Genomic DNA, 11806 nt, shown 5'->3' with positions numbered 1-11806 from the left:
TCAGTCCTCCCGCAGGTGGGGGTTGCTCAGCGCGTCGATGCCGAAGTTGATCAGCGTGAAGGAGGTGATCAGCAGGGACAGGGCCAGGCCGGGGGCGACCAGCCAGGCCCACTGGCCGGTGAGCAGGGCGCCGCCGAGGCTCGCCTGGTTGAGCATGGTGCCCCAGCTGACCGTCTGCGGGTCGCCGAGCCCGAGGAAGGCCAGGCCCGCCTCGCCGCCGATCGCGCCGAGCGCCGCGCCCATGAAGCCGACCACGATCAGCGAGGTCATGTTCGGCACGATCTCCCGGGCGATGATGCGCGCGGTGCCGTCGCCGGCGAACCGGGCCGCGGTGATGTAGTCGCGGGTGCGCAGCGTGATGATCTGGGACCGCTTGATCCGGGCGCCGTACGCCCAGCCGGTCACGCTGATCACGAAGATGATCAGCCACAGCCCGCGGACCGGGGCGTACGCGGCGAGCGTCACCATCAGCGGCAGCGCGGGCACGACCAGCCCGAGGTTGATCAGGAAGGACAGCACCTCGTCGACCCAGCCCCGCAGGTAGCCGGCGGTCAACCCGATGACCAGCCCGATCAGGGTGGACAGGGCACCGGCCGCGAGGCCGACGACGAGCGAGGTGCGGGCGCCGACGACCAGTTGGGACAGGACGTCCTCGCCCTGGGCGGTGGTGCCGAGCCAGTGGCTGCCGGTCGGGCCGAGCGAGGTGGGGAAGGCGTCGTCGCGCGGGTCGTACGGCGCGACGAGCGGCGCGAAGACCGCGACCGCGATGAACGCGGTCAGCATCAGCAGCCCGATGCGGCACTTGCGGTTGCGCCAGAGGATGACGAACCAGCCGGGCAGCCGGCTGTGGCGGGCGAGTTCGGTGGCGGCGGCCTGGACGCCTTCGGTGTCCGTGCCCCGGGCGGGTACGGCGGGGGCCGGCGTGCTCACGCGACCTCACCCCGCTCGTCGCGGGCGATTCTCATGCCGACTCCACCTTTCGCACCCGTGGGTCGAGGAAGCCGTACAGCAGGTCGGCCAGGAAGTTCGCCACCAGCACACCGATCGTGGTGAACAGGAAGATCGCCTGCATCAGCGGGTAGTCCCGGCTGGACACCGACTCGAGGAGCAGCCGGCCCATGCCGGGATAGTTGAAGACCGTCTCGACCAGCACGGTGCCGCCGAGTACGCTGCCCAGCGCGATGGCGAAGCCGGTGACGTTGGGCAGGATCGCGATGCGCGCACCGTAGGTGATGGCGATGCGTCGCCGGGGCAGGCCACGGGCGACGGCGAGGCGGGTGTGGTCCTCGCCCAGGCTCTGCACCATGTTGTTGCGCATGCCGATGATCCAGCCGATCGGGCCGGTGATGAGCAGCGCCACGGCGGGCAGCACGCTGTGCTGGAAGGCGTCGGAGATGAAGATCCAGCTCCAACCGGGTGAGCTGCCGCCGCCGTACCCGCCGCGCTCGGGGAACCAGCGCAGGGTGATCGCGAACACGTAGATGAGCAGCAGGGCGAGCCAGAAGAACGGCAGCGTCCCGAGGAACGTCGAACCGAGGGTGATGACCGAGTCGACGCGGCTGTTGCGGCGGTACGCGGCCCAGGTGCCCAGCAGTGTGCCGACGACGAACGAGATGATCTGGGTGACCCCGACGAGGATCACGGTCCACGGCAGCGCCTGCCCGATCATGTGGGTCACGCTGTAGGGGAAGTAGGTGTACGACACCCCGAAGTCGCCCTGCACCACCGCGCCGAGGTACTGCAGGTACTGCTCGAAGAGATTGCCGTCGGGGGTGCCCAACATGATCCGGATGGCCTGCAGTTGGGCCGGGTCGACGCTCTCGCTCTGCCCGGCCAGCCGGGACACGATGGCCTCGGCCGGGTCCCCGGGCTGCAGTCGGGGGATCAGGAAGTTGAGGGTGACGGCGGCCCACAGGGTGCCGAGGAAGAAAGCGAAGCGTCTGGCGAAGTAGGCCACGGGAGCCATCCCTTCTCGGGGACGGGCCGGCCGGCGCGCGGGGCGCCGGCCGGCCATCGGCTACTTGGCGTCGGTCCCGGCGGGCTGCAGGTTGGTGATGATCAGCAGGTTGTCACTGGGCGCGGCGTACGGGTTCTGTTCGTTGGGCCAGCCGGTCGCCTTCGCGGTGCGGTACTGGAACCACTTGGCGCCGTACCAGAGCGGGATCATCGGCACCTGCTCGGTCATCACCTTGGTCAGGTCGGCGACCGCGGCCTTCTGCGCCGCCTCGTCGGTGGCGGTGCGCAGCCTGTCGATGAGTTCGTCGGTGCGCGGGTCGTTCCAGCGGACGAAGTTGCTGACCGCCTTCTTGCCCACCGGCGCGGACTGGTCGCTGGCCAGCGGCTCCTGGAAGTTGCGGAACATGTTGCAGCTGCCGCCGTGCACGCCGAGCAGCATGTCGTAGTTGCCGATCGCGCGGTCGTTCTCGTACGCCTCGGGGGTGGGGGTCTCGGCCCGGACGGCGAAGCCGAGCGCGGTCAGGTTCGCCACGATGATCCGCTGCGCCTGCACCCAGTCGGTCCAGGAGCCGGGCACCCGGAAGCTGAAGGAGATCGGCTTGCCGTCCTTGCCGACGCGCTTGCCGTCGCCGTTGCGGGGATAGCCGGCGGCGGTCAGGTCGGCGTCGGCCTTGGCCGCGTCGTAGCCGACCACGCCCTGGTTAGGGATGTCCTTGGGCAGCCAGTCGGCCTGGCCGGGCATCACGAGACCGGTCTGGCTCGCCGGCTTGACGTAGCCGAGCTGCGCCTTGTCGACGATCTCCTGCCGGTTGAACGCGGGCACCAGGGCCTTGCGGAAGGCGGTGTCGTTGAACGGCGCCCTGGTGAGGTTCATGTACACGCTGATCGAGCTGCCGGAGGGGTACCAGTACTTGTTGTGCTCCGGGTCCCGGTCGACGTACGCCTTCCTGACGTCCGGCACGAACATGGCGTTGGTGTCGTACTCGCCTCGGCTGAGCTTGAGTTGGTCGATCTGCCCGCCCCCGTCGGCCTTGTGGAACCGCAGCTCGTCGACCTTGACCTTGTCGGCCTGCCAGTAGTCGGCGTTGCGGCCGAGCGTCAACTGCTGCGGGTTGAACGCCTTGACGGTGAACGGTCCGGTGCCGACCGGCCGCTCGGCGTTGGTGAAGGTCACCGGTTCGCCGACGGTGGACCAGACGTGCTTCGGCACGACCTTGATCTCGCTGAACAGCGTGAACGCCGCCGCGCCGGGCTGGGTGAACCGCATGGTGACGGTGTCCGGGTCGGTCGCCTCGACCGCGCTGAGGTACCGCCAGATGCCCTTGACGTCCAGCGCCTTGTGCGCCTTGAGCATGTCGTAGGTGAAGGTGACGTCGTCGGCGGAGAACGGTTTGCCGTCGTTCCACTTCACCCCGTCGCGCAGCTTCCAGACGAGCGTCTGCGGGTCGGTCCACTTCCATTCGGTGGCGAGCCAGGGCTTGGCCTGGCACCCGTAGTTGTCGTAGGTGATCAGCTGCTCGAAGACGTACTCGGTGGCGCCGAGCCGGCTGGCCTCCAGGTACGGGTTGTAGTTGGCCTGCGGGTTGCTGCCGCCGCCGAAGTCACCGTAGTCGAGGAACGCGACCCGCCCGTCGGTGCCGGGGCCGGACTTCTGTTCGGTGCCGGTGCAGCCGCTGGCCGCGAGGGTGACGGCGGCCGCGATCGCGGCGATCCGGGCGAGCTTCGATCTCTTCATTGACCGATACCTCCAAGGGGGGCGCCCGTCGGGCAGCCGCAGCTGCGGCGCACGACGAGCTCGGTGGGGAGGACGATGCTGTCGGGAGCCGCCGCGCCCGGGGCCTCGACGGCGTTCAGGATCAGCCGGGCGGCCTCCGCGGCCAGGTCCCGCACCGGCTGCCGGACGGTGGTGAGCGGGGGCGAGACGAGCGCGGCCATGGGCGCGTCGTCGAACCCGGTGATCACGAGGTCCTCGGGCACCCGCAGGCCCCGGCCGAGGGCGCCGACGAGGACGCCGAGAGCGATCTCGTCGTTGGCGCAGACGACCGCCTGCGGCGCGGCCCCGTCACGCAGCAGCTGCTCGGCGGCGAGGACGCCGTCGGGCTGCTGCATGGCGACCCGGACCGGCTCGGCGGGCGGGGTGAGCGCCAGCTCCCGGTGGGCGGCGAGGAAACCGGCCCACCGCTCGCTGATGTCGGGCGACCCGTCCGGGTTGCCGACGAAGGCCAGGTCGCGCAGGCCGTGGTCGAGGAGCAGGTGCCGGGTCAGCCGGGTCATGGCGGGCGCGTTGTCGACGCTGACCGAGGGAACCGTCCCCGTCCCCCGGCCGGCCAGCACGACGACCTGGACCATCTCGGCGAGCCGGAGCAGGACCGGTTCGGAGATGGTGCCACCGATGACCGCGATTCCGTCGACCCGGCGGGCCATCTCCAGCACCTGCGCGTCGGAGTCCTCACGCATGTGCGTGCAGAGGATGTGCACGCTGGCCCGGGCCGGCACCGCCTCCGACTCGAAGCCCTGGATCAGCTCGGTGAAGTAGGGGCCGGACAGACCGGGGAAGACCAGGCCGAGCGCGCCGTGCCGGCCGGCGGCCAACGCTCGCCCGAGGTGGTCCGGTCGGTATCCGTGCTCCTCGATGGCTTCGAGGACGCGCCGGCGCATCTCCTCCGACACCTGGCCGGTGCCGTTCCAGACCCGGGACACCGTGGCGACGGAGACGCCGGCCAACCGGGCGATCTCCCGAACCGTGACCCGACTGTTGCCCATGGCCCCCTCGATCCGTAACGTGCGGTTAACAGAAACCGGTTTCAGGCACCATAAGCAGGTGCGAGCCAGATCACAAGTGGACGCCTGGGAAGTCCGGCGAGAGGAAGAGGGAAACTCATGTCGCGAGTTCTTCTCCACGACCGCAGGATCGTCGTCGACGGTCGACCCCGACTGCTGCTCGCCGGGGAGGTGCACTACTTCCGGCTGCCCCGAGCCCAGTGGACAGACCGGCTCGACCGGCTCCGCGAGTGCGGCGGCGACACCGTGGCGACCTACGTGCCGTGGCTCTGGCACGAACTACCGGACGGCACAGTGGACCTCACCGGCCGCACCCACGAACAGCGCGACCTCGGCGGCTTCCTGGACCTGGCCAACGCGCGGGGCCTGCGGGCGATCGTCCGGCCCGGCCCGTTCATCATGGCCGAGGTCAAGAACGAGGGCATCCCCTACCGGCTGTACGACGAGCACCCGCACCTGCTGCCGACCACCTGGGACGGCGCGCCGATCGACACCCGCACCATCGACTACCTGGCGCCGGAGTTCCTCGCCGCCGCCGACGGCTGGTACGCCGAGGTGATGCCGGTAATCGCCGAGCGGCTCGCCGACCGGGGCGGGCCGGTGGTCGCGGTCCAGTTGGACAACGAGATCGGGATGCTCTCCTGGGTGACGAACTCCCCCGACCTGACCGACGGGGTCTGCGAGGACCTGCGCCGGTGGGCGGTCGACCGATACGGCAAGGACGGCGCCGCCGAGCGGACCGGCGTCGACCCGGGCGACCCGATTGCCTGGTCGGCGGCGTTGCGGACGCCGGCCGAGCCGTGGTCCCTGGCGGTGCACGACGCCCTGGGTCGCTACATGCGCGACCGCTACCGGCGCTACGTCGCGGCGCTGCGCGCCTCCGCCGAGCGGCACGGAGTGACCGGGGTGCCCTTCCTGGTCAACGTCCACGGCACCGGCGGCGGGCGCGGGCGCACCTTCCCGATCGGAATCAGCCAGCTCTTCGAGGCCTACCGGGGCCAGCCGCAGCTCACCTCCGGCTCCGACTACTACCTGGGCGACCTGACCGTCACCAACGTCGCCGACCTGTACGTCGGCAACGCCTTCCTGGCCGCCGTGCACGACGCCGACCAGCCACTGACCTCGCTGGAGTTCGAGGCCGGCAACGGCGACTACGGGCAGGACCTGTCCACCCTCTACCCGCCGGAGGCGGTCGAGCTGAAGGCCCGGCTCTGCGTGGCCCAGGGCAACCGGCTGCTCAACCTCTACCTCTTCGCCGGCGGCTACAACCCGCCGCTGGCCCAGCCGGTGGGCGACGGAAACGACCGGATCGCGTTCACCGGAGAGCGGCACGGGTTCGCCGCGCCGGTCGACCCCGAGGGGCGACTCAACCCGACCTTCGACGCGGCCCGGCGCGCGCTGCACGCCATCGGCGGGATCGCCGACCTGCTGGCCGACTCCGACGAGGAGCACGACGGGCTGGCGCTCGGCTTCGTGCCCGACCACTACCTGACCGAGTACCACCACCCGGCCTCGGCGTCCCGCGCCGAGCAGGTCGCCGACCTGGAACGGTTCCGCGGCATGGGCCCGCGCGACGTGCTGGCCCGGGCGTTGCTGCTCGCCGGCTTCTCGTTCCCCGCCGTCGACCTCCAGTCGGCCGACCCGGCGACCACTCCGCCGGTGATCGCCCTGGCCAGCGCCGCCACCCTCGGCCGAGACGTCCAGCAGCGGCTGGTCGCGCACCTGCGCCGCGGCGGCCGGCTGCTGCTGCACGGGGTGCTGCCGGACCGGGACCACGACGGCACCCCGTGCACCCTGCTGGCCGACGCGCTCGGGCTCACCGTCACCGGACGGTCCGACGGCGGACCGCACTACTTCCCCTCGGTCGTCGGGGTCGGCTGGACGGCCGAGGTCCGGGTCGGCTACGCCCAACGGCTCGCCGGCGCGACCGCCGAGCCGCTGCTGACCGAGGTGGGCTCCGGCGAGCCGTGCGCGGTGGAGGTCAGCGTCGGCGCCGGCCGGGCCCTGGTGGTCACCGCCGACGTCCCCTGCGACCTGGGCTTCTGGCGTACCGCCCTGGACCGGCTCGGGGTGCGTCCCCGACTCGCCCCCGACCCGGACGGCCCCGGGCTGGTGCTCACCTCGACCGTGGACCGCGCCGGGCAGCGGCTGTTGCACCTGGTCAACGTGGCCCCGTCGGCGGTGACCGTCGCGCTGGGCTGGCACGGTGAGCCGGTGCTGGCCGGCCGACGGCTGCGGGTGCCCGCGCGGACCGGGCTGGTCCTGCCGTACGGAATCAGGGTCGGCGCCGCGACGCTGGTGGAAACGACCTGCGACCTGGTCGCCCAGCACGGCGACGAGGTGCTGCTGCGCCCGACGCAGGGCGACGACGAGGTGGTGCTGACCACCGACCGGCCGGTCCACGCGAGCCGGGGCATCGTGACGGCGGCGGACGGGCGGGTGGTCGTCCGGCTGCCCGGCGGACCCGACGGCGAGCCGGTCCGCATCGGCGTGGGCTGACGGCGGCGCTCGACGGCAGCCGCCACGTCGTCACCGAACGGGCTGCCGGGATGGGCCGGAGGCTCGGGAGGCGCGTCTCCTCCCCAGGGAGGAGACGCGCTCCGACCGTCGGCCGCAACCCGGGCTTGAGGTCGGGCGAAGTCAGCCAGGCCTCGCACCAGCATCTGCAGGTATGACAACCACACTTCGTCGGGCCACACGATGGAACCGCCCACTGATGATCTTCGTCTGGGCGATGGCCGTCCTCGCCGTCGTCTCCGCGGTCGGCATCGTCGCCGATCCGCGGGTCCTCACCGGCGTGCCGATCTGGCTCAAGCCGTTCAAGTTCTCGGTGTCCTTCGTGCTCTACGGCACCACCCTGGCCTGGATGCTCTCCCTGCTGCCGCGCCGCAGCCGGATCGCGGAGTGGGCGGCCACCGTCGTCGTCGCCATGGGCGTGGTGGAGATGGCGATCATCGTCGGGCAGGTGCTGCGCGGCACAACCAGCCACTTCAACGAGACCAGTCCGCTGAACGCCACCCTGTGGCAGCTGATGGGTGTGACGATCATGGTGCTGTTCGCCGCCCACGTCGTCATCGGGATCGTGCTGCTCCGGCAGCCGATCTCGAACCGGGCCGGCAAAACCGCGATCGGGTGGGCACTCGGCCTTACGCTGCTCGGCATGCTGGTGGCGATACCGATGGCGCTGCCCGACCAGGCCCAGAGCATCGAGGGGGTCGCCGGGGCGCACAGCGTGGCCGTGCCGGACGGCGGGCCGGGGCTGCCGCTGGTCGGGTGGAGCACCACCGGTGGGGACCTGCGGATCGGGCACTTCGTGGGGCTGCACGCCTTGCAGGCGCTGCCGATCCTGGCCATGCTGCTGGCCCGGTTCGCCGACACGCGACTCGACGAGCGCACCCGGGCGCGGCTGCTGGTCGTCGCCGGCGGCGCGTACGGCGCGCTCACGCTCCTGCTCACCTGGCAGGCGCTGCGCGGGCAGCCGCTGCTGCGGCCGGACGCGCTCACCCTGACCGCCGCGGCGGCCCTGGTGGTGGCCACCGCCGTGGCCAGCGCCGGCGTGGTGGCGGCCCGTCGGCGCCGACCGGAGCTGGTGCTGGCCGCATGACCGGGACGCTGTTCACCCTGACGTTCGCGGTGGCCGCGCCGTTCTGGGCGCTGATGATCCTGCTGCCGCACTGGTCCGTGACCGGCCGGGTCGTCAGGTCGCCGCTGATCGTGGCGCCGGTCCTGGCGATCTACGCGATCCTGGTGATCCCGGCGCTCGCCGAGGTGCTGCCGGCCGTCGCGTCCCCGACCCTGACCGGCATACGCGACCTGCTGGGCACCGACGACGGCGCGGCGGCGGCCTGGGCGCACATGATCGCATTCGACCTGTTCGTCGGCCGGTGGGCGTGGCTCGACAGCCGGGAACGCGGCGTCCCGTCACTGGTCATGGCGCCGGTGCTGGTGCTGACGATCCTGCTCGGGCCGCTCGGCCTGGCCGCCTACCTGGGCATCCGGACCAGGTGGACGAGCAATGTTCCCGCCCCGAGCCGCAGCGCCTAGGCTGACGCCGTGAGGTGGGTGGGGCGGCTGTTCGACGCGCGCGACACGCTCGTGCGGATGCTGCTACTCGACCTGAGCGGCGTCGGCTACCTGCTCCTCGGCAACCCGGCCAGCGGAAACACGCCCGCCATGCAGTGGGTCCTGGCCGTGGCCGCGTTCGCCGTCGCGCCGGTGCTGCACCGCCGGCCCGTGGTGAACCTGGTGGTGCAGACGGCGCTGCTGGCGGTGGCGATCGGCCTGATCGACGACGTTGTGATCAACCAGGTGGGCGCCAGCTGGGCGTTGCTCGAGCTGACCATGCGGGCGCGCCGACCGCGGACCATCTGGCTGGCCGCCGGGCTGCTGACCGTGGTCGACCTGACCGACTCGATCGGCGACCCGTTCCTGCGGGTCCTCTCCGGCGTCTTCGGGCTGCTGGTGGAGGTCGGCGTGCCGCTGCTGCTCGGCCTGGTCATCCGGACCACCCGGGAGCTCGCCCGGCAGGCGCAGGAACGGGCGGCGGCGGAGCAGCGCCGGCGCGAGTCGGAGAGCCGCGCCGCGCGCGCCGACGAACGCAGCGCCATCGCCCGGGAACTGCACGACGTGGTCGCGCACCACGTGGCGTCGATGGTGCTGCGGGTCGGCGTCGCGCGGCATGTGCTGACCGATCTGGACCCGCGGGTGCACGAGGTGTTCGACGACGTGCACGGCACGGGGAGCGCGGCCCTGGCCGACCTGCGCCGGCTGGTCGCGGTCCTGCGCGACCCCGAGGGCGTACGCGGCGATGCGGCCCTGACCGCGATCGAGCCGTCGGCGCTTCCGGCCGCCCTCGGTGCGGCCGTCGACCGGGCCCGCCAGGCGGGCGTCACCGTGGAGGCCGACATCGACCCGGCGATCGGTTCGCTCGACGCGGTTCGGGGTCTGGCGGTGTTGCGCCTGACCCAGGAGGCGCTGACCAACGTGGCCAAGCACGCCGGCACGTCCGCGCTGGCCCGGCTGTCGGTCGGCGTGGTCGACGGGGCCGTCCACTGGGAGGTGTCGGACGACGGTGGCGGGTGGGTGCCGGCGCCGGTGCCCTCCATCGGTGGCCACGGCATCACCGGCATGCGCGAACGCGTCGAGGTCCTCGGCGGCCAACTGGAGGCCGGGCCGGCGGGCGCGGGTTGGCGGGTGCGTACCATCCTCCCGGCCGCAGCCACCGCGCCGGCGCCCGCTCTCCACTCCCCCGCCGCCACGCCGGCCTCGTCGGTGCCGCACGAACGCGAGGCCCCGGCGGGGCCGCGCGCGGCGGAGCCGGCATGATCCGCGTCCTGCTGGTCGACGACCAGCACCTCATCCGCGCGGGTCTGCGCATGCTCTGCGACGCCCAGACCGACATCGAGGTCGTCGGCGAGGCCGACAACGGCCGCGACGCGATCCTCCTCGCCGCGCGGCTCATACCCGACGTCGTCGTCATGGACCTGCGCATGCCCGGCGTCGACGGGATCACCGCGACCAGCCGCATCCTCGCCGACCGCCCCGCCACCCGCGTCGTGGTACTGACCACGTTCGGCGACGACGACCACCTCTACCCGGCCCTGACCGCTGGCGCCTGCGGATTCCTGCTCAAGGACGCACCCCCGGCCGACCTGCTGGACGGCGTCCGCCGGGCCGCCGCCGGGGACAGCCCGTTCAGCCAGGAGGTGCTGCGGCGCCTCGTGCAACGCGCGGTGCACGCCCGCGCCGAGACGCCTCGGCCGGTCGACGGGCTGACCACCCGGGAGCAGGACGTGCTGAACCTGGTCGCCGAAGGTTTCTCCAACACGGAGATCGCCGAACGGCTCCACATCGGCGTCACCACGGTCAAGACCCACATCACCAGCCTGATGACCAAGACCGGCAGCCCCAACCGGGTACGCCTGGCCCTGTTCGCCCGCGACGCCTGAGTCAGGGCCGGCGCGCCTGACCTGCATGCGACGCCTGCGGCCCGAGGGCCCACTACGGCGTGGACGACCTCATTCCCTGGTGAGGGTCACAACCTGAAGCGACTCACCAGCCATCGAGTCAGATGGTGATGACCACTTTCGCCCGCGCGTGTTCACCTTCGAGGTACCGGATGGCTCGGGGCACCTCGTGGAGCGGATAGGTCCGGTCGATGACCGGGGTGAGGCGGCCGGTCTCGGCGTGGGCGCGGAGCGTGTCGAGGTGCTGCCGGCTGGGTGCCGTGGTGAGGGTGACGATGCGGTGTCGAACGAAGGGTGCCAGCAGCCGCCCGCGCGCGAGGAGCCAGACCGGTCCGACGAGACTGCCGCCGCGGTACACGCCGCCGCCGGAGAGCACCAGCGTCCCGGTCGGGGTCAGCGCCCGCCGGAGCGCGGTGAGTGAGCGGTTGCCGACCAGGTCGAACACGACCTCGTGGCGGCGAGCGTCGCGGGTGAAGTCGTCGCGGGTGTAGTCGACGACGTGGTCGGCACCGAGGGAGCGGACCAGGTCGGCATTGCGGGTGCTGCACACCCCGGTCACGGTCGCGCCGAGCGCCTTGGCCAGTTGGACGGCCAGGGTGCCGACGCCGCCGGAGGCGCCGTTGATGAGAACGCGGTGGCCGGGCTCGACCTGCCCGACGTCGCACAGTCCCATGAGCGCGGTGACACCGGCCAGCGGCAGGGCGGCTGCCTGCTGCGGCGTCAGGTTCGCCGGCTTCGGCGCGACCAGGGTCTCGGGCACGCACACGTACTCGGCGAACGCGCCGTTGGCGTCGCCGAGGTCACCGAAGACGGCGTCACCCGGGCGCACCTGTCGAACGTGGGCGCCAACGGCCTCGACCCGGCCGGCGAAGTCGCGGCCACGGATGCGCGCCCGGGGCCCCGGTCGGCCCATGGCCAACCGCGCCATCCGTGGATCGCCACGCATGACATGCCAGTCGTACGCGTTGAGCGCGGCAGCCTCGACCCGCACGAGCACCTCGTCGGCGGCCGGCACCGGCGCGTCGACGTCCGCGAGCGTGAGCGTCTCCGGCGGGCCGTATCGGTCCTGGACGATCGCCTTCATCTTCCCTCCCCTCCCGGTG

Annotated in this window: 10 protein-coding genes; 5 read left to right on the top strand and 5 right to left on the bottom strand. The window is 72.1% G+C overall.

Features of this window, described 5'->3' with window-relative positions:
- Genes ACGF5G_RS23190 through ACGF5G_RS23175 form a run of 4 tightly spaced genes read right to left on the bottom strand, consistent with a single transcriptional unit; the run spans position 1 to position 4719 of the window.
- A complete protein-coding gene (locus ACGF5G_RS23190; protein WP_393265968.1) occupies positions 1 to 930 on the bottom strand; it encodes an ABC transporter permease in 930 nt (309 codons plus the stop codon).
- A gap of 31 nt (positions 931 to 961) precedes the next feature.
- Positions 962 to 1957, bottom strand: coding sequence for an ABC transporter permease (locus ACGF5G_RS23185; RefSeq protein ID WP_363703593.1), 996 nt, complete (start codon positions 1955 to 1957; stop codon positions 962 to 964).
- Between the two features lie 60 nt (positions 1958 to 2017).
- Positions 2018 to 3691 carry an ABC transporter substrate-binding protein gene (locus ACGF5G_RS23180; RefSeq protein ID WP_393265965.1) on the bottom strand — a complete coding sequence of 558 codons (1674 nt, stop codon included), beginning with the start codon at positions 3689 to 3691 and terminating at the stop codon, positions 2018 to 2020.
- Positions 3688 to 4719: a LacI family DNA-binding transcriptional regulator gene (locus ACGF5G_RS23175; protein ID WP_393265962.1), complete on the bottom strand. Its 1032-nt coding sequence runs from the start codon at positions 4717 to 4719 to the stop codon at positions 3688 to 3690. The genes ACGF5G_RS23180 and ACGF5G_RS23175 overlap by 4 nt, the downstream gene beginning before the upstream one ends.
- Positions 4720 to 4836: 117 nt before the next feature.
- Between ACGF5G_RS23175 and ACGF5G_RS23170 the strand changes: the two genes are divergently transcribed.
- The 5 genes from ACGF5G_RS23170 (at position 4837) to ACGF5G_RS23150 (ending at position 10685) form a co-directional block, all read left to right on the top strand.
- Positions 4837 to 7236: a beta-galactosidase gene (locus ACGF5G_RS23170; protein WP_393265959.1), complete on the top strand. Its 2400-nt coding sequence runs from the start codon at positions 4837 to 4839 to the stop codon at positions 7234 to 7236.
- 172 nt (positions 7237 to 7408) lie between these two features.
- Positions 7409 to 8341, top strand: a complete 933-nt coding sequence (locus tag ACGF5G_RS23165) for a hypothetical protein (RefSeq protein WP_393265956.1) — start codon at positions 7409 to 7411, stop codon at positions 8339 to 8341.
- Positions 8338 to 8781: an ABA4-like family protein gene (locus ACGF5G_RS23160; protein ID WP_393265954.1), complete on the top strand. Its 444-nt coding sequence runs from the start codon at positions 8338 to 8340 to the stop codon at positions 8779 to 8781. The genes ACGF5G_RS23165 and ACGF5G_RS23160 overlap by 4 nt, the downstream gene beginning before the upstream one ends.
- 9 nt (positions 8782 to 8790) lie before the next feature.
- Complete coding sequence (locus tag ACGF5G_RS23155; RefSeq protein WP_393265951.1) at positions 8791 to 10062, top strand: sensor histidine kinase; 1272 nt, start codon at positions 8791 to 8793, stop codon at positions 10060 to 10062.
- Entirely contained in the window at positions 10059 to 10685 is a 627-nt protein-coding gene (locus ACGF5G_RS23150; protein WP_393265949.1) for a response regulator, read from the top strand. The genes ACGF5G_RS23155 and ACGF5G_RS23150 overlap by 4 nt, the downstream gene beginning before the upstream one ends.
- A gap of 118 nt (positions 10686 to 10803) precedes the next feature.
- On the opposite strand, the gene ACGF5G_RS23145 is transcribed toward ACGF5G_RS23150, so the two are convergent.
- A complete protein-coding gene (locus ACGF5G_RS23145) occupies positions 10804 to 11787 on the bottom strand; it encodes an NAD(P)-dependent alcohol dehydrogenase (RefSeq protein WP_393265946.1) in 984 nt (327 codons plus the stop codon).
- Positions 11788 to 11806: the final 19 nt, after the last annotated feature.

It is taken from the genome of Micromonospora sp. NPDC047730 (assembly GCF_043204765.1).
Classification (GTDB): Bacteria; Actinomycetota; Actinomycetes; order Mycobacteriales; family Micromonosporaceae; genus Micromonospora.
This window is presented reverse-complemented; position numbering and strand designations above follow the sequence as displayed.

What these genes read in the sequence shown, in the direction of transcription:
- ACGF5G_RS23145 (WP_393265946.1), bottom strand. Translation starts at nt 11,787, where the DNA reads ATGAAGGCGATCGTCCAGGACCGATACGGCCCGCCGGAGACGCTCACG.
- ACGF5G_RS23160 (WP_393265954.1), top strand. Translation starts at nt 8,338, where the DNA reads ATGACCGGGACGCTGTTCACCCTGACGTTCGCGGTGGCCGCGCCGTTC.
- ACGF5G_RS23175 (WP_393265962.1), bottom strand. Translation starts at nt 4,719, where the DNA reads ATGGGCAACAGTCGGGTCACGGTTCGGGAGATCGCCCGGTTGGCCGGC.
- ACGF5G_RS23180 (WP_393265965.1), bottom strand. Translation starts at nt 3,691, where the DNA reads ATGAAGAGATCGAAGCTCGCCCGGATCGCCGCGATCGCGGCCGCCGTC.
- ACGF5G_RS23150 (WP_393265949.1), top strand. Translation starts at nt 10,059, where the DNA reads ATGATCCGCGTCCTGCTGGTCGACGACCAGCACCTCATCCGCGCGGGT.
- ACGF5G_RS23170 (WP_393265959.1), top strand. Translation starts at nt 4,837, where the DNA reads ATGTCGCGAGTTCTTCTCCACGACCGCAGGATCGTCGTCGACGGTCGA.
- ACGF5G_RS23165 (WP_393265956.1), top strand. Translation starts at nt 7,409, where the DNA reads ATGACAACCACACTTCGTCGGGCCACACGATGGAACCGCCCACTGATG.